Source organism: Nioella ostreopsis (assembly GCF_004000255.1).
In the GTDB taxonomy this organism is placed as follows: Bacteria; Pseudomonadota; Alphaproteobacteria; order Rhodobacterales; family Rhodobacteraceae; genus Nioella; species Nioella ostreopsis.
The window spans coordinates 90,014-111,360 of the sequence record NZ_RCIQ01000001.1 but is presented as its reverse complement, the minus strand read 5'-3'; the positions used below and the strand labels follow the sequence as shown (position 1 = coordinate 111,360).

The 21,347-nt window shown below is 64.9% G+C and carries 17 protein-coding genes; 7 read left to right on the top strand and 10 right to left on the bottom strand.

Annotated features, from left to right (window positions below; translation table 11 throughout):
* Positions 1-54: 54 nt before the first annotated feature.
* Positions 55-1,383, top strand: a complete 1,329-nt coding sequence (glnT, locus tag EP237_RS00630) for a type III glutamate--ammonia ligase (protein WP_127557047.1) — start codon at positions 55-57, stop codon at positions 1,381-1,383.
* A gap of 30 nt (positions 1,384-1,413) precedes the next feature.
* Positions 1,414-2,454, top strand: a complete 1,041-nt coding sequence (locus EP237_RS00625; RefSeq protein ID WP_127557045.1) for a GlxA family transcriptional regulator — start codon at positions 1,414-1,416, stop codon at positions 2,452-2,454.
* 42 nt (positions 2,455-2,496) lie between these two features.
* Here EP237_RS00625 and EP237_RS00620 read toward each other — a convergent pair whose 3' ends face one another.
* The 4 genes from EP237_RS00620 to EP237_RS00605 form a co-directional block, all read right to left on the bottom strand.
* Positions 2,497-3,024: a RidA family protein gene (locus tag EP237_RS00620; protein WP_127557043.1), complete on the bottom strand. Its 528-nt coding sequence runs from the start codon at positions 3,022-3,024 to the stop codon at positions 2,497-2,499.
* Positions 3,017-4,903: a TRAP transporter permease gene (locus tag EP237_RS00615; RefSeq protein WP_127557041.1), complete on the bottom strand. Its 1,887-nt coding sequence runs from the start codon at positions 4,901-4,903 to the stop codon at positions 3,017-3,019. The genes EP237_RS00620 and EP237_RS00615 overlap by 8 nt, the downstream gene beginning before the upstream one ends.
* Before the next feature lie 118 nt (positions 4,904-5,021).
* Positions 5,022-6,032 carry a TAXI family TRAP transporter solute-binding subunit gene (locus EP237_RS00610; protein WP_127557039.1) on the bottom strand — a complete coding sequence of 337 codons (1,011 nt, stop codon included), beginning with the start codon at positions 6,030-6,032 and terminating at the stop codon, positions 5,022-5,024.
* A 130-nt stretch (positions 6,033-6,162) separates the two neighbouring features.
* Positions 6,163-7,077 (bottom strand): LysR family transcriptional regulator, encoded by a 915-nt coding sequence (locus tag EP237_RS00605; protein ID WP_127557037.1) that lies wholly within the window; start codon positions 7,075-7,077, stop codon positions 6,163-6,165.
* 232 nt (positions 7,078-7,309) lie between these two features.
* On the opposite strand from EP237_RS00605, the gene EP237_RS00600 reads away from it, so the two are divergent.
* A complete protein-coding gene (locus tag EP237_RS00600; RefSeq protein WP_127557035.1) occupies positions 7,310-8,929 on the top strand; it encodes a 5-guanidino-2-oxopentanoate decarboxylase in 1,620 nt (539 codons plus the stop codon).
* Here the strand turns inward: EP237_RS00600 and EP237_RS00595 are convergent.
* Complete coding sequence (locus EP237_RS00595) at positions 8,914-9,858, bottom strand: glutathione S-transferase family protein (protein ID WP_127557033.1); 945 nt, start codon at positions 9,856-9,858, stop codon at positions 8,914-8,916. The genes EP237_RS00600 and EP237_RS00595 overlap by 16 nt on opposite strands.
* A 186-nt stretch (positions 9,859-10,044) precedes the next feature.
* Between EP237_RS00595 and EP237_RS00590 the strand changes: the two genes are divergently transcribed.
* The 4 genes from EP237_RS00590 to EP237_RS00575 all read left to right on the top strand — a co-directional run bounded on the left by EP237_RS00590 (position 10,045) and on the right by EP237_RS00575 (position 14,433).
* Positions 10,045-10,506, top strand: a complete 462-nt coding sequence (locus EP237_RS00590; protein ID WP_127557031.1) for a (2Fe-2S)-binding protein — start codon at positions 10,045-10,047, stop codon at positions 10,504-10,506.
* A gap of 3 nt (positions 10,507-10,509) precedes the next feature.
* Positions 10,510-12,744, top strand: coding sequence for a xanthine dehydrogenase family protein molybdopterin-binding subunit (locus EP237_RS00585; protein ID WP_127557029.1), 2,235 nt, complete (start codon positions 10,510-10,512; stop codon positions 12,742-12,744).
* A gap of 91 nt (positions 12,745-12,835) precedes the next feature.
* Entirely contained in the window at positions 12,836-13,741 is a 906-nt protein-coding gene (locus EP237_RS00580) for a DMT family transporter (RefSeq protein WP_240661412.1), read from the top strand.
* Positions 13,742-13,812: 71 nt separating this feature from the next.
* Positions 13,813-14,433, top strand: a complete 621-nt coding sequence (locus EP237_RS00575; protein WP_127557027.1) for a hypothetical protein — start codon at positions 13,813-13,815, stop codon at positions 14,431-14,433.
* Between the two features lie 3 nt (positions 14,434-14,436).
* Here EP237_RS00575 and glmM read toward each other — a convergent pair whose 3' ends face one another.
* The 5 genes from glmM to EP237_RS00550 all read right to left on the bottom strand — a co-directional run bounded on the left by glmM (position 14,437) and on the right by EP237_RS00550 (position 21,260).
* Positions 14,437-15,780: a phosphoglucosamine mutase gene (gene glmM, locus EP237_RS00570; protein ID WP_127557025.1), complete on the bottom strand. Its 1,344-nt coding sequence runs from the start codon at positions 15,778-15,780 to the stop codon at positions 14,437-14,439.
* Positions 15,777-16,790: a dihydropteroate synthase gene (gene folP / locus EP237_RS00565; RefSeq protein WP_127557772.1), complete on the bottom strand. Its 1,014-nt coding sequence runs from the start codon at positions 16,788-16,790 to the stop codon at positions 15,777-15,779. Before folP ends, glmM begins: the two co-directional genes overlap by 4 nt.
* A gap of 55 nt (positions 16,791-16,845) precedes the next feature.
* Positions 16,846-17,769: a dihydroneopterin aldolase gene (locus tag EP237_RS00560; RefSeq protein ID WP_127557022.1), complete on the bottom strand. Its 924-nt coding sequence runs from the start codon at positions 17,767-17,769 to the stop codon at positions 16,846-16,848.
* A gap of 108 nt (positions 17,770-17,877) precedes the next feature.
* Positions 17,878-18,558, bottom strand: coding sequence for a cell wall hydrolase (locus EP237_RS00555; RefSeq protein WP_127557020.1), 681 nt, complete (start codon positions 18,556-18,558; stop codon positions 17,878-17,880).
* 188 nt (positions 18,559-18,746) lie between these two features.
* Positions 18,747-21,260, bottom strand: coding sequence for a putative PEP-binding protein (locus tag EP237_RS00550; RefSeq protein ID WP_127557018.1), 2,514 nt, complete (start codon positions 21,258-21,260; stop codon positions 18,747-18,749).
* Between the last annotated feature and the right edge of the window lie 87 nt (positions 21,261-21,347).

The following is a 21,347-nucleotide window of genomic DNA, read 5'->3' as shown; positions in this document are numbered from 1 at the left end:
CCTCGCGCCGTTTTAACGCATAAAGACAGCAACAGGGAAACGGGAAAAGACGACATGACACTTGATCTGGCAGCCTACGCGGCGGAACGCGGCGTCAAATATTTCATGATCTCCTTCACCGACCTTTTTGGCGGCCAGCGGGCCAAACTGGTGCCCGCGCAGGCGATTGCCGACATGCAGGCGGATGGCGCGGGATTTGCGGGATTTGCCACATGGCTCGACATGACGCCCGCCCATCCCGACATGCTGGCGGTTCCCGATCCCTCATCCGTCATCCAACTGCCCTGGAAGCCCGAGGTCGCCTGGGTCGCGTCCAACTGCGTGATGGAGGGCGAAGACGTCGCCCAGGCCCCGCGCAATGTGCTGCGCCGTCTGGTGGATGAAGCCGCCGAGATGGGCCTGCACGTCAAGACCGGGGTCGAGGCCGAGTTTTTCCTTCTGACCGCCGATGGCGAGCAGATTTCCGATGAATACGACACCGCCGCCAAGCCCTGTTACGACCAACAGGCGGTGATGCGCCGCTATGACGTGGTGCGCGAGATCTGCGACTACATGCTGGAGCTTGGCTGGAGCCCCTACCAGAACGACCATGAGGACGCGAATGGCCAGTTCGAGATGAACTGGGAATTCGACGACGTGCTGAAGACCGCCGACAAGCACAGTTTCTTCAAGTTCATGACCAAGTCGGTCGCGGAAAAACATGGGCTGCGCGCCACCTTCATGCCGAAACCGGTCGAGGGGCTGACCGGCAATGGCTGCCATGTGCATGTCTCGGTCTGGGACGCGCCGGGTTCGGCTGCCAGCGTCAATGCCTTCGCCGGCGAAGGCGATGGACCGACCGGCGAACTGGGTCTCTCCGCCCCGGGCAAGCACTTCCTCGGCGGCATCATGAGCCACGCCAGCGCCCTGGCCGCGATCACCAACCCGACGGTGAACAGCTACAAGCGCATCAACGCGCCTCGCACCATGTCGGGGGCCACATGGGCGCCCAATACCGTGACATGGACGGGCAACAACCGCACCCACATGGTCCGCGTGCCCGGCCCCGGCCGGTTCGAACTGCGCCTGCCCGATGGCGCGGCAAACCCCTACCTGCTGCAAGCGGTGATCATCGCGGCGGGCCTCGACGGCATCCGCAACGAAGCCGATCCCGGCAAGCGATACGATATCGACATGTATGCCGAAGGCCACAAGGTGCGCGGTGCGCCGAAACTGCCGCTGAACATGCTGGACGCCCTGCGCGCCTATGACCGCGACAAGGGGTTGAAGGCGGCCATGGGCGAAGAGTTCTCGGCGGCTTTCCTCAAGCTCAAGCATCAGGAATGGAACGACTTCGTGTCCCATTTCAGCCGATGGGAAAAGGATAACACGCTGGATATCTGATCCGGCCGATCTGGGAGGAACGAAAGGCTCATGCCCCGAGAAAAGCCAATTCGCTTCGGCTTCCTGCTGCTGCCGGGCTTTCCCATGTCCTGCCTGACCTCGGCGATCGAGCCTCTGAGGGTGGCCAACGAGATCGCCGAACGCAAGGTCTTCGACTGGTGCCTTCTGAGCGAGGATGGTGGGGCGGTCCGGTCCAGCGCGCGGGTTGGCTTTGACGCCGACCACGCGCTGCCCGATACGGTCGGGCTGGACTACCTGTTCGTTCTCAGCGCCCCGGACAGCGCATTTGCAAGCAGGTCCGCCAGCCAAGGCCGAATGCGCCATCTGGCGCGGCACGGCTCGGTGCTCGGGGCGATTAGCGGGGGTGTTTTTCCGCTGGCGCGGGCCGGTCTTCTGAACGATCACCGGGTCAGTGTGCATTGGTGCTATCGCGCCGCGTTCGCTGCCGAGTTTCCCGCTATCGAGTCGTCCGACGAGGTGATCGTGGTGGATCGCGCCCGCCAGACCGCCTCCGGATCGGCGGCGGCGTTCGACCTGATGCTGCATCTGATCGGGGACCGCCTCGGCCTGGATGTGTCCACCGAGGTGGCCTGCTGGTTCCAGCACCCGATCATCCGCAGCACCGGCGTGCAGCAACGGGTACCAACACTGCATGCCGACAGCACCGTCGATTGCGTGCCGGAACCCGTGCGCCGGGCGATCGCGCTGCTGAATGACCATATCGAGGACACGATCAGCATCGCCGAAGTGGCCGACCGTATGAACATGTCACAGCGACAGCTGGAACGCCGGTTCAAAAGCGCCACGGGGCAAAGCCCGTCCGTCTACTATCGCACGATGCGCATGAAGGCCGCGCGGCAACTGGTGCGGTTTTCAACCCGGCCCATCACCGAAATCGCCATCGAGGTCGGATGCACCAATGCGTCGCAGCTGTCGAAGAATTACAGGTCCGTCTTTGGCCTGTCGCCGTTCGAGGATCGTCGTAACAACATGGCCTTCCGCGACACCGGGCCGACGCTTGGTCCGACGGCCAGCGCGTTCTCGCGCCCGGCATACAGCTATCGGCAATAGGCGAGCGGGAATGCGTAGAGCTGCCTGCCTGTTCTTCGTGGATCACCCACCTATGGCATCGGCCCGGGTCGGCGATATCAGAGAGGCCGTGACCTCGACCAGCACCGGCGCGTTGCGCGGCAGGCTTTTCACACCCACAACGGACCGTGTGTGCCGTCCCTTGTCGCCGAGCATCTCGATCAGGTAGGTCGAGGCGCCATCGGCAACTGCCGATATGTCCTGAAACCCGTCATCATGGGCAATGTAGCAGGTCAAGCGCAGAATCCGTCTCAGGTTCTCCAGCCCGCCTGCCGAGTGGTTCAACCAGGCCAGCGCCTGTTCCGCACAGATGCGCGCGGCCATGGCGGCCTCGGTGCAACTGACGTCCATGCCAACCTTGCCGACAACCGCAAGCTGCCCCGCCTGCTTCGGGATCTGACCCGCCAGAAAGGCAGTCGTGCCGTCGATGATCACCAGCTCATAGGGGTATTGCGTCCCCTCCGGCTTGGGCAAACGACCCGCGACAGCGGCAAGATCACCGCGAGAGCCCGTCAGCATTGTCGTCATCCGGCTTGGGTTCGGCTCAGTCACGGGGCTCTCCTTTCAGGCGATGCAGGGACCAGCCCGACCACTGGATCGACCAGACGCCGATACACAGGACGATGGCGACTGCGCTCAGCAAATGGTTGGGGGCGATCAGCAGGGCCGCCGCAAGCAACAGCATGCCCCGGCCGATCCAGCCAAGCGCCCGGCCGCCGAGCCAACCCGTCAGGGCGATGGACAGACACACGATGGCGGTGGCCGATCTTGACAGCACCTCCAGCAGTTCTCCCCATCCGCCTTGCCCCAGAAGCACCGGATTGGCGACGAACAGGAAGGGGATGACATAGGCGGGCATGCCCAATGCGAAGGCGCGCCACCCGACAGAGGTGGAACTCGATCCCGCTATCGGCGCGGCTGCGAAGGCCGCCACCGCGACGGGCGGGGTGATCTGGCCCAGAACAGCATAGTAGAACACGAACAGATGCGCCGACAGCGGCGTCGCGCCAAGCTCGACCAGCGCGGGGGCGACCAGCGTGGCCTGGATGATATAGGCGGGCGTCGTCGGCATCCCCATGCCGAAGATGAAGGCCGCGATCATGGCAAGGAACAGCGCGGCGTAGAGATTGCCATTAGCAAACGCGATCACAAGGCTGCTGAAGCGGAACCCGAGCCCTGAAATCTGGACGATGCCCACGATGATCCCCGCCGAGGCGCAGGCAATGGCGACCGTCACGGCGGCGCGGGCCCCGAGGTTCAAGCCTTCGGCCAGCACCATGGGCGACACCCAGGTCGAGCGCCGCAGGAAGGGCGTCACCAGCGTTGCCACCACGCCGTAGAAGGCCGACAGGCTGGGTGTGTAGCCCATCATCAGGAACGTGGTGATCACCACCAGGGGCAAGATGAAGGTCCAGCCCGCCGCGAATTCCCGCATCGTCGCGCCCTTTTCGACGCGCTCCAGCGGTTGCAATCCGTGCTTGAGCGCTTCCCAGTGGACCGCCACGAACAGCGACAGGAAGAACAGAACGGCGGGCAATGCGGCGGCGGTGATCACCTCCTGATAGTTGATGCCCAGAATTGCCGCCATCAGGAAGGCGGCGGCGCCCATGATCGGCGGCGTGATCTGCCCGCCGGTCGATGCCACCGCCTCGACAGCGCCCGCGAAGGTCTTCGGGTAGCCGAGTTTCTTCATCATCGGGATGGTGATCGCCCCGGTGGTCGCGACATTGGCCACGGAACTGCCCGACATCATGCCCATCAGGGCACTGGCCACCACGGCCATCTTGGCCGGGCCGCCCCGCGTTGCGCCGGTCGCAGCCTTGGTGACATTGACGAAGAAATCGCCGCCGCCGATCACCTGCAAGAGCGCGCCGAACACCACGAAGAGAAAGATGAAACTGGTGGACACCCCAAGCGCGACCCCGAAGATGCCTTCGAAGCTGAAATACATCTGGTCCACGAACTCATTGAGGTCCACGCCGCTATGGGCCAGCGGTCTGAGAAATCCGATATGGCGCAGCTCTGGCCCGATGAAGCCATAGAGAATGAAGATCAGGCACAGCGCCGTAATCGCCATGCCAAGCGCGCGCCGGGTCAGTTCCAGCACCACCACGATGGTGCCAAACGCGACGAAAAGCTCAATCGGCGTCGCGTCCCGCGTCCATGGCGGGCGCACAACGATCGACGCGTGGTTGACGACAAGGTAGCCCAGGCAGACGACCGAAAGCGCAATCAGGGCAAGGTCGACCGTCTTCTGAACGGCACCTCCCTTCATGCCATAGATCAGGAAGCCGATCACCAGCGCCAGAAGCAGATGCGCCCCGCGCACGATCAGATCGGGAAACAGGGTCAGGGGCGAGGCGACGAGAAGATGGAAAAGCGCCATCGTCACCGCCAGCACCGTCACCGTTCTTTCCAAGGGGATGGGCATTGGGGTCACCTAAGCTTCACTGAGGGCATCACTGGCCCGCCAGCCATAAACATCGGACATCAGGGGTGCAGAGGTCACGAGCGGCAAGAGAGCATCACCGCTCGTGACCGGAGCTGTCTCAGTCGAGGCGAGGCTCATCCATCGGGATGCCTTGCTCTTCATAGAACCGGGCTGCGCCGGGGTGGATCGGCACGAACATGCCACGTCCTGCGGTGTCCTGCTCGATATATTGCAGCAGGGCATGGGTCTGCTGGAACCTCTCGAGGTTGTTCCAGATCGCAGAGGTCACCCGGTAGGCCGTGTCGTCGCTCATGTCGTCGGAGGCAAACAGGAAGGTCGTGGTCCCCACGGTCAAGGCCGGTTCGCTCTGGCCTTGATAGAGCCCCACGGGCAGGGTCACTTCCGCAAAGCCCGCACCGTGCAGGTCCAGGTATTCCGCCACACGCTCCTCATCCAGCGACAGCACCCGGATCTCACGCGCCGTTTCCGTCGCCAGAACCGTGGAATGCGGATAGAGCGCAACCCACATCACCGCATCCAGCTGACCGTCCCGCAAGGCGCTTTGCGACTCCGCCCAGCTCAGCGGATGCACCTGGCCGCCACCGGCCTCGATATCCTCGATGCTCATGTCATAGACCGACAGCAGGTTGTTGAAGGCCAGCCACGATGTCTGGCCGGGCTGGCCGGCGCTGATCTGACGACCGACCAGATCCTCGACCGAGTAAATGTCGGAATCGGCATCGACCCAGATCTGGATCGCGCTCGGGAAGAAGGTCATCAGCCCGCGCACATTCTGGATCGGGCTGTCAGGGGTCGCCGGGTCGCGCCCGGCCCAGGCATCCGCCGCGTTGCTGGCAGAGGTGATGCCCAGATCGACATCGCCCGACGACACCCGCAACAGGTTAGGGCCAGATCCGCCGGGCTGCACGCCAATGATGCTGTCGGCGAACTCGCCGCGCAGCAGATCGCCAAGGCCGGTTGCGACCACGTTGAAGGTGCCGCCGCTTGGGCCACCGCCGATATTCAGAAAGTCAGGATCCTGCGCAAAACCCGGTGAGGTCACGGACAAGGCGAAAGCGATGCCGCCTGCCGCAGCAAGCAATCCGCGTCGATTGATCGAATTAGTCATGGGAAGTCCTCCTGGTTCGGATACCCCAAGGGACACATGATTCCACGGATTGTGCTAAGCATTTTATGAGCATTTTTGATATAAAATGCTCACCTATAAGTAAATCGAATAAAAAGATAACCCGCCGGTATCAATGCGCCGCCGGTTTCTCCCATCTGGGCCTGAGGGTTTCCTTCATATGCTCCACGAAATGCTCCGCTGCGGGCGTCAGGGATCGCCCCTGTCGGGTGATCAACCCAAGCTCGCGAAACAGCGGCGGGTTCAGAAGGGTCCGGAACACCACGTCGTTCTCGATCGGGTTCACCGACATCTTCGGCAGCGCTGCAATCCCCAGATTGGTCTTCAGCAGCGACAGAACCGTCGCGATGTTCGACACCTCGATCCAGGGGGAACTGACGTTTTCGGGCTGATCGACCAGTGTGTCCAGCAGCGGCCGCAACCCCGTATCGGCGGCGAAGGAGATGAACGGATACCCGGCCAGGTCTTTCCAGGTCAGCGGGCCTGTTTCCCCGGCAAGGGGATGCGACTTGTGAACGACCGCCCCGAACGGATCGCGCAGCAAGGGTTCGAACTGCACCCCCGCCACATGATCGGTCCGCCCTGCCACCCCCAGATCGACCTCGCCGCTCAGCACGCGGTCACACACACCGGTGGAATTGTCGTCGCGCAAGGAAATGCGGGTCTTGGGAAAGGCTGCGGAAAAGCTTTGAATCGTGCGCGGCAGAACAACCGTGGCGACCGAGGGCAGCACCGCCACCGCGACGCTGCCTTGTGTGCCGTCCGCGGCCGCGTGGAAATCGGCCAGCGTTGTATCGAGGTCGTTCAGCGTGCGCTCGATCCCCGGTAGAAAGGTCGCGCTGGCTTTGGTCAGAGCCAGAACTTTCGTGGATCGGTCGAACAGCTTCAGGCCAAGGGCCTCTTCCAATTGCCGGATCGCCATTGTCACCGACGGCTGCGAGGTGCCAAGCCGCTCTGCCGCGCGGGTGAACGAGCCTTCCCGCGAGACCGCCACGAAGGCCCGAAGCTGTGCGAGGGTAATCTTCATCCTGTACGCGCCGTCCTTCAATTTCGCGGGGGATGCCCCCGCGACAAAGCTGACGGCAGCTGGCCGGATTGTCGATTCCTACTTTTCGCTTCTCCGCCGGCCCTCCTACCGACCGCGCGGGTTTCGGTTCTTTTGGGCGCATGTAACGGCAGCACGGACTGCGAGGCGTGATGCTCTTGTGCAAGACCGCACGCTCTGGAACAGTCGCCCGGTGAACACAGGGAGCAAAGCGATGACCGACGTGACTGGATTGACCGCAGGCATGTACCTGACCCGCCTTCTGGCGCTTTACGGGGTGGATACGGTCTTTGGAATCCCCGGTGTGCATACGGTGGAGCTCTATCGTGGCCTGCCCGGATCGGGCATTCGCCACGTGACACCGCGCCATGAACAGGGGGCGGGCTTCATGGCCGACGGCTATGCGCGGGTCAGCGGGCGGCCCGGAGTCTGTTTCATCATTTCCGGCCCCGGCATGACCAATATCGCGACAGCCATGGGGCAGGCCTATGGCGATTCCATCCCGATGCTGGTGATCTCTGCGGTGAATTCCCATGGCCGCATGGGATCGGGCGAGGGCTGGCTGCATGAACTGTCGAACCAGCAGGCGCTGGTCTCGGGCGTCTCGGCGTTTTCGCGGACGATCCACACGGTTGAGGAACTGGCCCCGGCGCTGGCGCAGGCCTTCGCGGTGTTCGAGGGCGGCAGGCCCCGGCCCGTGCATCTGGAAATTCCCATCAACATCATGACTGCGCCCGCCGATCACCTGCCGCTGCCCAAAGCGCCCATGCGGATCACGCGGGCGGCCCCCGATGCAAGCGCGCTGGCCGAGGCGGCGGAGCTGCTGAACGGGGCCGAAGCGCCGGTGATCCTCGCTGGCGGCGGCGCGCGGAATGCGGTGGCGCTACGCGCCCTGGCCGAGGCACTGGACGCGCCCGTGGTGATGACCGCAAATGCGCGGGGCCTGCTGCCGCCCGAGCATCCGCTTGGCGTGTCGCTGACCGCCTCGCAGCCCGAAACGCGGGCGCTGGTGGCCAATGCCGACGTGGTGCTGGCGCTTGGCACCGAGATTGGGCGCACGGATTACGACATGTATGAGGATAACGGGTTCCGCATCACAGGCCGCATGATCCGCGTCGATGTGGACCCGGTGCAGATGGCCCGCAGCGCGGCCCCCGAGATCGGGATCGTGGCCGATGCCGCCACCACCGCCGCCGCTTTGCTGAAGCTTGCCACGCCAGACCAGCACAAGGACGGCGCAGCGCGGGCAATGGCGGCGTCAGCCGGGCGCATGGTTCTGGACGACGCAATGCGTGGCGATCTGGCGATGCTCGACCTGATCCGCGATACGCTGCCCGATGTGGTCTTTATGGGCGACAGCAGCCAGGCGGTCTATGCGGGCAATCTGGGGTTTGCCAGCGCCAAGCCGGGGCATTACCACAGCTCCACCACCGGGTTCGGGACGCTTGGCTATGGCCTGCCCGCAGGGATCGGCGCGCGGCTGGCCAGTGGCGGGCCGGTTGTGGTGCTGTCGGGCGATGGCGGGTTCCAGTTCTCCTCGCCCGAAATGGCCAGCGCGGTGGAGGCAGAGGCCCCGGTGATCGTGATGCTCTACGACAATTCGGGCTATGGTGAGATCAAGAATTACATGATCGCCAAGCAGATGGGCACCGTTGGCGTGGATCTTTACACCCCCGACCTGAAGGCACAGGCCGAGGCCAGCGGATGGGCCGTGGCGCATGTGGCGGATCCCGCCGAATTGCCCGAGCTGTTGACGAAAGCCGCCGCGAATGACCGCCCTACGATGATCTACTACACCGACAATCTGCGCGCGGCGTTTCAGGCGGGGCTTTGACCGCGCCCATGCGGCGCTGACCAGTCGACGATCGGCCCCGCTGGCACGATGCCAAGCGGGTTGCGCAGTTCTGAGGGTGAGAAATAGCCCTGTTTGTAGATGTCGAACCGGACGGTCACAGCCACGCCCGGCATGGCATGGATCTCACGCGCATAGGCCCAGAGATTGGGGTAGTCCATCAGCCGCCGGATGTTGCACTTGAAGGCATAGTGATAGGCCACGTCAAAGCGGGCGAGCGTGGGGAAAAGGCGGATGTCGGCCTCGGTGAAGCTCTCGCCCATCAGGTAGCGATTTTCCGACAGATGCGCCTCGATCTCATCGAGCGTGGCGAAGACCTGCGCCACCGCTTCGTCATAGGCGGCCTGCGTTCTGGCGAACCCGGCGCGATAGACGCCGTTGTTCACGTCGCGATAGATGCGGGCGTTCCATGCCTCGATCCCGTCGCGCAAGGGTTCCGGCGCGAAATCGGGGCCGGGGAAGGCGTCATTCAGCATGCGCACGATATCGGCGCTTTCATTCGACACCGGCTGGCGCGTCTCGCGGTCCCACAGAAGCGGAACGGTGATACGGCCCGTGAAGGGCTGCGACGCGCCGGCATAGACCTGATGCAATGCACTGACGCCGAGCTCGGGGTCGGCGTATTCCCCCTCCGCATCATAGACCCAGCCATCGGGCGTTCGACGCGGTCGGGCATAGGCCACCGTGATCTGGTCTTGCAGACCTTTCAAAGCACGGATCAGCAGCGCCCGATGCGCCCAGGGGCAGTTCCACGCGGCATAGAGGTGATAGCGCCCCGGATCGGGGGTAAAGGGGCCACCTTCAGTGATCCAGTGCCGGATCGTCGCCTTCTGCCGCTGGAACCTGCCGTCCTCGGACGTATGAGGGCCGGGGTCCTCGGCGTGGTAGATCCCGTCGATCATCAGGCCCATGGGTGCTCTCCTTCTTTCATCACACCCTACCCTCGCGCCGCGCGCGATCAAGCGCAGCACCTGAACAGGTGCTGTGCGAAAGAGTGACGGCACGGAAAGCGAGAGAAATGGCGCGATCTGCAAGTGACATGCGGCGGTCGCGTTCCTACCTATCCTGAAAGCCCCAAAGCACAGACGAGGATGGCTATGCGGTTTACGGTAAACGGTGTCCCCCGCGAGGTGGATGTGGAAGGCGACATGCCGCTTCTCTGGGTTCTCCGGGATGAGCTGGGGATCACCAGCGTCAAATATGGCTGCGGCATCGCCCAATGCGGGGCCTGCACGGTGCATGTGGATGGCATCGCCATGCGGTCCTGCCAATTGCCTGCCGACAGTCTGGAGGGCGCCGCAATCACGACCCTGGAGGGCCTCGCAGAAGGCGAAACCCTGCACGCGGTGCAGGAGGCCTGGATCGCCCATCAGGTGGCGCAATGCGGCTATTGCCAGGCGGGGCAGATGATGCAGGCCGCCGATCTGCTGGCTACCGTGCCGGACCCCACGGATGCGGATATCGACGATTTCATGGGCGGTAACCTCTGCCGCTGCGGCACCTACCCGCGCATCCGCGCCGCCATTCACGACGCCGCCGCGCGTCTGCGGGAGGGCTGAGCCATGTCGCGTGTTGGAAAAATCGCCCGCCGCAGTTTCCTCATTGGCTCCGCCGTGCTGGCCGGCGGTGTGGCATTCGGGGTCTACACCGTGCGCCGCCCGCATGAGAACCCGCTGGAGGCGGGGCTGGCAGAGGGGGAGGTGACCTTCAACCCCTGGGTGCTGATCGGGCCCGAGCGGATCACCCTGATCACCCCCCACGCGGATGTGGGGCAAGGTGTGGCGCATATGCAGGCGATGCTGCTGGCCGAGGAAATGCGGCTGGACCCCGGCCAGTTCGATATCAGCTTCGGCGACCCGTCGCCCGCCTATTGGAACAGGGCCATGGGCGAGGAGGGCGCGCCTTTCCTGTCCAGCGACCAGGGCTTTGCCGCGCGCACGACCCGCACCGCCATGGGGGCCGTCATGAAGGTGTTGGGGATGCAGGTCACAGGCGGCTCTACCTCGACACCAGACAGTTTCGACAAGCTGCGGCTGGCGGGCGCGATGGCACGCGAAACCCTGCGCCGGGCGGGCGAGATCCGAACCTCGATCCCTTCGGACCAACTGCGCTGCGAAAGTGGCGCGGTGGTGCTGCCCGATGGCATCCGCATTCCCTATACGGAGCTTTCCGCGCAAGCTGCCACGATTGACCCTGTCGAGGACGCGCCCCTGACCCCTCGTTCCGAATGGCGGCTGATCGGGCAGGAAACCGAGCGGCTGGATATCGTCGCAAAATCGACCGGGCAGCAGGTCTACGGAATTGATGTTTCGGTGCCCGGCATGGTCCATGCCGCCGCGCGGGTGAACCCGCGCCGGGGCGTCTTGTCCAGCTATGACGCCAGCGCCGCACGCGCCATGCGCGGGGTGTCGGAGGTGGTCGAGGTCACGAACGGTGTGGCCGTTGTCGCCGACAACACCTGGCGCGCCTTCCAGGCCGTGAACGCGGTGGAGTGCACTTGGGGCCCTGCCCCCTACCCCGCCGAGCAGGCCGACCATTGGGCCGAGGTCGCCGCCAGCTTCACCGACGCGCGGCTTGACCGCGAATGGCGGGCCGAGGGCGACGTGGAAGCGGCGCTAAGCGGCGACGTGATCGAGGCCGAATACCGTGCGCCCTACGTGGCGCACCAGCCGCTGGAACCGCTCAATGCCATCGTGCGGGTGACGGAGGCAGGCGTCGAGGTCTGGACCGGGCACCAAATGCCGCGTTTCCTGCAACAGCAGGTGGCGGGCGTGACCGGGCACGAGGCGGAACAGGTCACCTTCCACAACCAGTTCTCGGGCGGCAGTTTCGGCCATAGGCTGGAATTCCAGCACGTGACGCTGGCCGCCGAGATCGCGATGCAGATGCCGGGCGTTCCGGTCAAGCTGACCCTGCAGCGGGAAGAGGATTTCGCCCAGGATTTCCCCCGTCAGATCGGCATGGCGCGCGGGCACGGTGCGGTGGCGAATGGCCGGGTCGAGGCCGCCGATATCCAGATTGCGGCGGTATCCTCCTCGCGCAGCCAGATGGGCCGGATCGGGCAAAATGTGCCCGGCCCCGACAGCCAGATCCCGGCGGGCGTGTGGAACGCGCCTTACGCGATCCCGTCCTACCGGGTGCGCGCCTACGCGGTGCCGGAACTGGCGCCGACCTCGTCCTGGCGATCCGTCGGGGCGTCTTCGAGCGGGTTCTTTGGCGAGAGTTTCCTAGACGAGCTGATCCACGCGGCGGGGGCCGATCCGCTGGCCGAACGGCTGCGGCTGGCCAATGACCCGCGCGCGGTGGCGGTGCTGGAGGCCGTGGCCGAGATGTCGGGCTGGGGCCGGTCCCCGGGCGAAAACCGGGGCCTTGGCGTGGCCATGGTCGAAAGCTTCGGCGTGCCCGTGGCGGAGGTGATCGAGGTGGAGACCACCCCGCAGGGCATCCGCATCCGCGATGTCTGGGTCGCGGCGGAGGTGGGCACGGTGGTCGATCCCGTTGCCTTCGAGAACCAGGTGCAGGGCGGGGTGATCTGGGGCCTTGGCCACGCGATCAATTGCGAGATCACCTTTGCGGATGGCATGGCGGAACAGTCGAATTTCGACAGCCACGACGGCATGCGCATCTGGCAGGCGCCACGGATCGCCGTGCGCGGCGTGGAGCTTGGCGGCCCCGTGCGCGGGATCGGGGAACCCCCCGTTCCCCCCGCCGCCCCGGCGCTGGCCAACGCGATCTTCGCCGCCACCGGCCAGCGGCTGCGCGAGATGCCGTTCAACAGGTTCGTTGATTTCGTCTGACCGCAAGACGCGCTTCGACGCAGAGCGAAGCGTCGGCTATTGACCTTCCCTGCGCCGCTCTGTCAGGTGCGCGGGGAAGGAGCCCCCTGATATGACCCCCAACATAACCCGCGCAAGCTGGCTCATGATCCTCGCCCTCGGGTTGACCTGGGGCGCGACCTTCATGGTGATCGAGATCGCCCTGCGCGGCATCACGCCCTTCTGGCTCGCTGCCGCGCGGATCGGTTTTGCCGCCGCGCTGATGACGGTGGTGTGGCTCGCGCGCGGCGGGCGGCTCTTCCTTGACGAGGCGCGCGACTGGCCCGCGATGGTGGTGATCGGGGCGCTCAGTTCCGCCGTGCCTTTCATGCTGCTGAGCTGGGGCCAGCAATACACGACTTCGGGCTTCGCGGGCGTGTCGATGGCCGCGGTGGCGCTGATGGTGCTGCCGCTGGCGCATTTCCTCGTGCCGGGCGAGCGGATGACGCTGCGTCGGACGGCGGGCTTTGTCATCGGCTTCGCGGGCGTCGTGGTGCTGATCGGCGGGCAGGCCTTTTCCTCAACCGGCGCGGCGCTGGAACCCTATGGGCGGCTCGCCTGCCTTGGGACAGCGGGCTGCTATGCGCTTAGTTCCGTCTGGATGCGCCGCCTGCCTGCGGTCGATCCGATCGGTCTCGCGACCGTTCTGCTGATCATCGGCGCGGCGATGGTGATCCCCGCCGCGCTGATGGTGGAAGGCCCGCCGCCCGCCGTGGACGGGCAGACGCTGGCGGTTCTGGCGCTTCTGGGGCTGGTGCCGACGGCGGCGGCCAATATCCTGCGGGTCGTGGTGATCCGCAGCGCGGGCCCCACCTTCATGAGCCTGACCAACTACGTCGTGCCGGTCTGTTCTGTCGTGCTTGGCGCGCTGGTCCTGTCCGAGCCGCTGCAGCCCTCACTGCTGTGGGCGCTGGCACTGATCCTCGCCGGGGTGTTCCTGAGCCAGTGGGGCGCGCTGCGGCGGCTGTTCGGCGTCTGACCCAAGCGGAGTCGCTTGAAACCCCTTACTCGTGCTATAATGGTTTCTTTAGCGCAAAGGTAGGACGTGTCATGGACCGTCGTCTATTCACTGCCGGGCTGGCTGTCGGGGCTGTTTCGGGTCTTGCGAAGCCGTCAGCCGCTTTTCTCAACCTGCTTGAGGAAGAAGAACGGATCGAGCTGTTGCAGATTCCCAACCTGCGGCACCTGAACACGCTTTTCCGCGGCGCACCCCGGGTTCTGAGGGAGGCTGAGCTGGCCACCACCGGGCGGACCAGCCTGAAGCTTATCATGACCCCGCAACTGAATACTCAGGACGGATCCGTTCACGTGAACGTTCGGGCCGAGATCAAGAATATCTCCCGCCCGTTGATTACCTTTGATGCAACCGCGGCGGGTGCTCCTCATATCGGCGATACGGATCTCGAGTTTTCCGGAAATGTCTATGCCACGGGTGATCCGGGTTTGCTGGTGCGCAGGGTCCAGACGCAGGTTGCAGTGCGGGACGGTGAGACCATAGTCATCGGCGGGCTGATGCACGATACACCGGACCATTCCACGGAGCGGAATGCGTCGCTGCCGTTCTTCGGCGACCTTCCGGTCGTCGGTCACGCCTTCCGGTCCAGCGCCGCGACCGACCGGCACCGCGAATTGGTGATCTTCGTCACCGCCCGATTGGTGCAACCCGACTGACGGTCAGACGACGGCCTCAACTGCTGCGACAACCTCGCCCACGACATTGCGCAACAGGCCCTCATCCTCGCATTCCGCCATGACGCGGATCAGCGGCTCGGTGCCCGATTTGCGGATCAGCAGACGGCCAAAGCCCTCCAGCCGCGCCTCTGCCTCTGCAATCGCCTGCTGCACACCTGCAGACTCCAGCGGCGTCTGGCCTGCCGCGAAACGCACGTTCTTGAGCAGCTGCGGCACCCGCTCGAAGCTGCGGGCCAGCTCACTTGCGCGTTTGCCGGTGCGGGTCATCTCAGCCAGGAACTGCAGCCCCGCGATCAGACCGTCGCCGGTTGTGGCATAGTCGGTCATCACGATATGGCCCGACTGCTCGCCGCCGAGGTTCAGCCCGTATTGCCGCATCGCCTCGACCACGTAGCGGTCGCCCACGGGGGTCCGGTGCAGGTTGATCGCGCGCTCGGCCAGGTAGCGTTCGAGCCCGAGGTTCGACATCACCGTCGCGGCCAGCGTGTGGCCTTTCAGGCGGCCCTCTTCCGCCCATCTGTTCGCGAACAGCGCCATGATCTGATCGCCGTCCGCCACCTCTCCGGTCTCATCAATGATCACCACCCGGTCGGCGTCGCCATCAAGGCAGATGCCCACATCGGCCCGTGTTTCGCGGATCAGCGCCTGCGCGGCGGCGGGTTTGGTCGAGCCCACGCCATCATTGATGTTGAAGCCATTGGGGACGACGCCAAGCGGGATCACCTCCGCGCCCAGTTCCCACAAAACCTCAGGCGCGGCGCGATAGGCGGCGCCGTTGGCGCAGTCGATCACCACGCGTAGCCCGTCGAGGCTGAATCCATGAGGAAACGTGCCTTTCACCCGTTCCACATAGCGCGCGCGGCCATCGTCGATGCGCTTGGCGCGGCCGATGTTTTCGGCCTGCGCGGGCTGGATCTCGGAAAAGACCAGCGCTTCGATTTCCTTCTCGGCCTCGTCCGACAGCTTGAAGCCATCCGGACCGAAGAACTTGATGCCATTGTCGGTGGCCGGATTGTGGCTGGCGGAAATCATCACGCCGAGGTCTGCGCGCATGGAAGTCGTCAAAAGCCCCACAGCAGGCGTCGGCACCGGGCCAAGCAGCAGCACGTTCATACCGGTCGAGGTCAGCCCCGCCGTCAGCGCGTTCTCGATCATGTAACCCGACAGCCGCGTGTCCTTGCCGATCACCACCCGGTGGCCGGGGCTTTGATCACGCCGGAAATAGCGGCCCGCCGCCGCCCCAAGTTTCAGCGCCAGTTCCGCCGTCATCGGATAGCTGTTGGCGCGGCCTCTGACGCCGTCGGTGCCGAAGAGTTTGCGAGTCATGCCTTTCCCTCTGCTGCCGCGCGCCACAGCGCGATCATCTGCCTGTGCACCTGTGTATCATGAACCCTCAGCATCTGGACCCCCTGCCCAAGCGCCCATAGGCCGATTGCTGCCGATGCCGGGCCCCTGTCGTGAGGATCGGGGATATTACCGATCCGACCGATCGAGGCTTTGCGCGACACGCCAAGCAGGATCGGGCAGCCAAGCGCGTGGAAGAGCGATATGCGCCCAATCAGCGCCAGGTTGTGCGGATCGCGCTTGCCGAAGCCGATGCCGGGATCGACGAGGATCTTTTCACGCGGGATACCGGCGGCCTCAGCCGCGGCGACGGATGTTTCAAGGCTGTCATAAACGTCGAGCAGAGCGTCGGAGTAATTCGGGTTGTCCTGCATGGTGTCGGGCAGGCCCTGCGCGTGCATCAGGCAGACGGGCGCGCCGGTATCCGCCGCTAGCCCCTGCATGTCGAGGTCGAAACTGAAGGCCGAAACATCGTTGATCAGCTGCGCCCCTGCGGCCAAAGCGGCCCGCGCCACCGGGGCCTTGCGGGTGTCGATGGAAATCGGTGTGTCGATGCCCGCCGCCCGGACCGCGGCAATGACGGGCGCGGTGCGCGCGATTTCCTCTTCAACGGGAACCTCCTGCGCACCGGGGCGGGTGCTTTCGCCGCCGAGATCGAGGATATGGGCACCCTCCTCCAACATCCGGCGCACCTGCGCCATGGCGGCCTCGGGGTTGTTGAATTCCCCGCCGTCGGAAAAGCTGTCGGGCGTCAGGTTGAGGATGCCCATGATGCGGGGCAAGTCCAATGTCAGGCCAGCAATTGGCGTGCGTGGAGTGGTCAGGCAGGCAAGCTCTTCCGATGGCACTGCATCGGCCGGGATCACACGCGGCGCGCGGCCCCTTGCCAATTCCTCCACATGGGTGAACCACGCCCATGTTCCTGCAAGCGGCAAGGCAGCAGCGGGGCGAGCCGGATCGGTCTGGGCAATCGGGCGGTAATAGAGCGTCATGGTGCGGTCCTCGGGTTGCCGGCCGGTTAGCGTCATGGGGCCTCGCGGGCAAGGCTCAGAGCGCGGGCATCGCGTCGGGGGCCAGCACCGTCAGCGCGATATCGGCCTTGGGCGCATCACCGCCAAGGAACAGCATCCCCTCCGCCTCGAAGCTTTCCGCGAGCCAAAGCGCCAGCGCCTCACCGGAGCGGGCAGAGCTGTGCGGTCCATCAACGCTGTCCAGCACCAGCTTGGACGGAGCCCAGACCGATATGCGGTCATGCTTCATTGCCCAGTCAAGCTCTGTCCGGGTCTCGACCACCACGCAGCGGTCGTCATGGCTGGCCAGGATCCAGGCGTTCTGTTCAATGGCCAAAAGGTCGATGCGCCGTTGCGGCATGGCGTGATCGGCCACGGGGACGTTCGTATCGGGACGGCCCACGCAGAGGATCACCGGTTTGCCCTGCCCTTCCAGCCGGTCCAGTAGCGCCGCAAGATCCGGGCGCGCAATGGCCGCGTTCGACAGATACACCACCAGCGGATGCGGGGCACCGTCCTTCAGCAGCGACAGGCGCGGGCGTTCGGGGGCGGTGCGCACAATCTCGACGCCAAGGGCAAACGGCCCGCGATCCAGCTTCTCGATCCGAACGAAGCAGCGCGCGGCCAAGGGATGGGCGAGGATGCGTTCGGCAATACGCGCGGCCAGCGTTTCCAACAGGTTCAGGCGTTCGGCCTGCAATTCATGGTCGATGGCCTCGGAAATCGTGTCGTAAGACAGGATCCGGTCCACATCATCGGCATCGGGATTGGCGGCGGACCGCACCTCGACCACGACGTTGAAGCGCACCCGCTGCAAGAGCCCGCGTTCCTGCTGAAACGCGCCGATCTCGACCTCGCGTTCATGGTCAGAGAGGCTGATCCGGTCCAGCGGATCGTTACCGGCTGTGGCCTTGGCGCGTTCGGACGGGTGCGCAAAGGCAAGGCGGGTTTCATCGGACATGGGGCTTGGCCTCCGGGGCCGGTCAGGACAGTCGCGTCCTTCTAGCAGGCCAGCGCGCGGGATGCACGGGCCGGAGGCGTCACTGTTGGCCGGGAATGCGACGCGGGCCTAGCGGCCACGATAGAAGAGATGTACACCGATTTCAGCGGTCTGCGGGAAGTCGCGCGCCCAGGAGGGGCTGACCCAATTGGCGTGGTAATGCGTCGCGCCCGAGGTCAGGTTGCGCGGACCGCCGTCAATCATGATGCGGGCGATACGGCCAAGCCGTTCGTGAATCGCGTGGTCGGTCACGGTTTCGGGACGGCCGTCACAGGTATAGGTGAACTGACACGCCCAACGCCGCCCCGTGCCCTGGTTGACGACATCGCATATCGTATCGGGGTAATTGGCGTGATCGACCCGGTTCAGGATGACCTCTGCCACCGCGAACTGACCTGCCACGCTTTCCCCGCGCGCCTCGAAATAAAGCGCCTCTGTCAGGCATTGCCACTGGCGTCCGCCGCGGGCGCGGCCCATGGCGTCAAGTTCCGCCGCCGAATAGGGGGCCACACCACCGGTCTGATCCAGTCCCTGCCCGGTATAGGGCGCGCCAAGCGCCGACAGGCGCAGCGGGCTGACCGCGCGCATGCCGCTGTGTTCCTGTCCCATGACAGAGGTAAAGAGTGAGCCGAGCGTATGGGTCGGATCGGTGGAGGTTGACGCCACAACATCGGCCTGCGCGAGACCGGCGGTGAATAGCAATGCGGTGGCAGCGGCCTTCACGGCGCGCAAGATGTTCGGCTGTCCCATTCTGGGCATCCCCCATTGACCGGGTTTTCCCGGCTCTGCTTCGACCTCATACGTGTACCGGAAAGATCGCCAATCGACCAAACCGGAGCACAATCTAGTGACATCCCCTTAACAGGACCCCAACGGCTAGGGGTCTCCGCAAAGAGAATCATTTAACGTCGGCTTATAATGGGCTGGAATCCCGCCGTTTATATGTCAGCAATGGACAGTTGTGCGGCCGCAAGTTTGGCAACCGGCACCCGGAAGGGCGAGCAGGACACATAGTCGAACCCGGCGGATCTGCTGAAGGCGATCGAATCGGGATCACCGCCATGTTCGCCGCAGATCGACAGGGTGATGCCCGGTCGCGCCGCGCGTCCCCGCGCCGAGCCGAGCAGCAGCAACTCACCCACCCCGTCCCGGTCAAGCCGCTGGAACGGGTCCTCAGGGTAGACGCCCTGATTGACATAGGCCGACATGAAGCGCCCCGCATCGTCGCGCGACAGGCCATAGGTCATCTGTGTGAGGTCGTTGGTGCCGAAGGACAGGAAGGCCGCATGTTCCGCGATCTCGCCCGCGCGCAGCGCGGCACGGGGCGTTTCCACCATCACGCCGAGCCGATAGGTGAAATTCACCCCGGTTTCGTTGCGCACCGCCGCGGCCACCGCATCGACGCGGTCCTTGATCAGCTCCACCTCGCGTTTGGCGCTGACCAGCGGGATCATGATTTCAGGCACAACCGGGTCGCCGCCTTCTGACGCCGCAACCGTCGCCTCGAAGATGGCACGGGCCTGCATGTCATAGATGCCTGGCACCGTGATGCCGAGCCGGACACCGCGCATCCCCAGCATCGGGTTGAACTCCTGCAAGGCCTCGATCCGGGCGGCAACGCGGCTGACGGGCAGGTCAAGCGCCTCAGCCAGCGCCCGGATGCCATCGCGGTCGCCGGGCAGGAATTCATGCAAGGGCGGGTCAAAGAGGCGGATGCAGACGGGCTGGCCCTGCATCAGCTTGAAGAGCTCGATGAAATCGCCGCGCTGCATAGGCAAAAGCCGCTCCAGCGCCGCTTTGCGGTCCTCCGGATCCTCGGTGAAGATCATCTCTCGCATCACGGTCAGGCGGATGGGGTCGAAGAACATGTGCTCGGTCCGGCACAGGCCGATGCCATCGACACCAAAGGTCTGCGCCAGCCGCGCATCCTCGGGCGTGTCTGCATTGGCGCGGATGCCGATATCGCGCGCCGCATCGGCCCATTTCAGCAAGGTGGCGAACGCGCCGCTCATGTCGGGCTCGATCATCCTGACCGCGCCGACCAGAACCTGCCCGGAGCTGCCGTCGATGGTGATGATGTCGCCTTCATGGAACACCCTGCGGCCCGGCACCGTCAGGGTCTTCTTGCGATGGTCGAGCTGAAGATCGGTGGCACCAGACACGCAAGGTACGCCGAGACCACGGGCGATCACCGCCGCGTGGCTGGTCATGCCGCCGCGTTCGGTAAGGATGCCCTCGGCGGCATGCATGCCACGGATATCCTCGGGGCTGGTTTCGCGACGTACGAGAATGCAGGGTTCATTCTGCGAACTCGCGGCCTGCGCTGCGGCGGCAGTAAAGACGAGCTTGCCGGTTGCCGCACCGGGGGCCGCGGCAATGCCGCGGGTCAGCACGTCACGCGGGGCCTCCGGGTCGAGCTGGCGGTGCATCATCTGGTTGAGGGTAAACGGCGCGATGCGCATCAACGCCTCTTCGCGCGGGATGATCCCGTCCTCGGCCAGATCGACAGCGATGCGCACATCTGCGCGCGCTGAACGGGGCACCCGGACAGCATCAAGAATGGCAAGCCGGCCCTCCATCAGGGTGAACTCGATCTGCATTTCCTCGCGCAGGCGGGTGCGGATCAGATGGCCTGCATCGCGCAGCGCCGCGACCTGATCGGGGCAGCGATCCTCCAGCGCGGTGCCGCGCGGGTCGGTTTCGATGAACTGGGCATCCGCCTCGCTCAGCGCCGCGCGGCCTTGGCTTTGCGGCAGGTAGCGCCCGGTGATCTGCGGCTCTCCGGTATCGGTGGAAACGAACTGCAGCACACCGGCGCCGGTTTCCTCCTTGCCGATGGACAACGCCATGCGCTGCACGACGAGGCCAAGCCCCGCATCCGCAGGCGCACCCTTGGCCTGACGCAGAAGCCGGGCCGAGGTGCCCTCCCAGGCCCGCGCCATGGAGCGCAGGACCTCGGTCAGCTGCGTTTCCACATCCTGCGGGAAGGGCTCCTCCATCTCGTCCTCGAAATGGGCGAGCGCGATACGGGGAGTGATGGGATCTGCGAACAGATCCTCGTCGAGCCGCAGCACATCGACCGCGTAGGCACGGATGAAAGACAGGTAAAGCTGGTCCGCCGCCGATTGTCCGTGTTCCTCGGCGATGCGCGCGGCGACGGCGTCATTCATGCCGATATTGAGCACCGTCCCCGGCCCGCCCCAATCAGGGGCCTCGCTGGAGGACCGGACGGACAGCAGGTCGCCCTTCTCGAAAATCGCCGACAGCGCGCACATATCCGGCACATAGCCTTGCGCCAGCCTTCGCACCGTGTCGAAGGACAACGCCACGGAGAGCGGCACCGGCAGGTCGAGCCGCACCAGCCGCTGAAGGCATTTGGCGCGGTTGCCATGCATGTCCTTCTTGATCGACGCGGTTGCAGTGATCTGGACGATATCCGGGCGGTCAGGCATTTGCTTCGCACTTGCAGAAAAAGGGTTGAGGGGACCATACAGCGGAATCGCGCCGGGTCCAGTGCGGTGTTTGGGCGTCAGGGTGTT

Coding starts and splice junctions, on each gene's coding strand:
- EP237_RS00590 (WP_127557031.1), top strand. CDS start 10,045: ATGCGGTTTACGGTAAACGGTGTCCCCCGCGAGGTGGATGTGGAAGGC.
- EP237_RS00595 (WP_127557033.1), bottom strand. CDS start 9,858: ATGGGCCTGATGATCGACGGGATCTACCACGCCGAGGACCCCGGCCCT.
- EP237_RS00625 (WP_127557045.1), top strand. CDS start 1,414: ATGCCCCGAGAAAAGCCAATTCGCTTCGGCTTCCTGCTGCTGCCGGGC.
- EP237_RS00560 (WP_127557022.1), bottom strand. CDS start 17,769: ATGTCCGATGAAACCCGCCTTGCCTTTGCGCACCCGTCCGAACGCGCC.
- EP237_RS00550 (WP_127557018.1), bottom strand. CDS start 21,260: ATGCCTGACCGCCCGGATATCGTCCAGATCACTGCAACCGCGTCGATC.
- EP237_RS00555 (WP_127557020.1), bottom strand. CDS start 18,558: ATGGGACAGCCGAACATCTTGCGCGCCGTGAAGGCCGCTGCCACCGCA.
- EP237_RS00605 (WP_127557037.1), bottom strand. CDS start 7,077: ATGAAGATTACCCTCGCACAGCTTCGGGCCTTCGTGGCGGTCTCGCGG.
- EP237_RS00585 (WP_127557029.1), top strand. CDS start 10,510: ATGTCGCGTGTTGGAAAAATCGCCCGCCGCAGTTTCCTCATTGGCTCC.
- glnT (WP_127557047.1), top strand. CDS start 55: ATGACACTTGATCTGGCAGCCTACGCGGCGGAACGCGGCGTCAAATAT.
- EP237_RS00610 (WP_127557039.1), bottom strand. CDS start 6,032: ATGACTAATTCGATCAATCGACGCGGATTGCTTGCTGCGGCAGGCGGC.
- EP237_RS00580 (WP_240661412.1), top strand. CDS start 12,836: ATGACCCCCAACATAACCCGCGCAAGCTGGCTCATGATCCTCGCCCTC.
- folP (WP_127557772.1), bottom strand. CDS start 16,790: ATGACGCTCTATTACCGCCCGATTGCCCAGACCGATCCGGCTCGCCCC.
- EP237_RS00575 (WP_127557027.1), top strand. CDS start 13,813: ATGGACCGTCGTCTATTCACTGCCGGGCTGGCTGTCGGGGCTGTTTCG.
- EP237_RS00615 (WP_127557041.1), bottom strand. CDS start 4,903: ATGCCCATCCCCTTGGAAAGAACGGTGACGGTGCTGGCGGTGACGATG.
- glmM (WP_127557025.1), bottom strand. CDS start 15,780: ATGACTCGCAAACTCTTCGGCACCGACGGCGTCAGAGGCCGCGCCAAC.
- EP237_RS00600 (WP_127557035.1), top strand. CDS start 7,310: ATGACCGACGTGACTGGATTGACCGCAGGCATGTACCTGACCCGCCTT.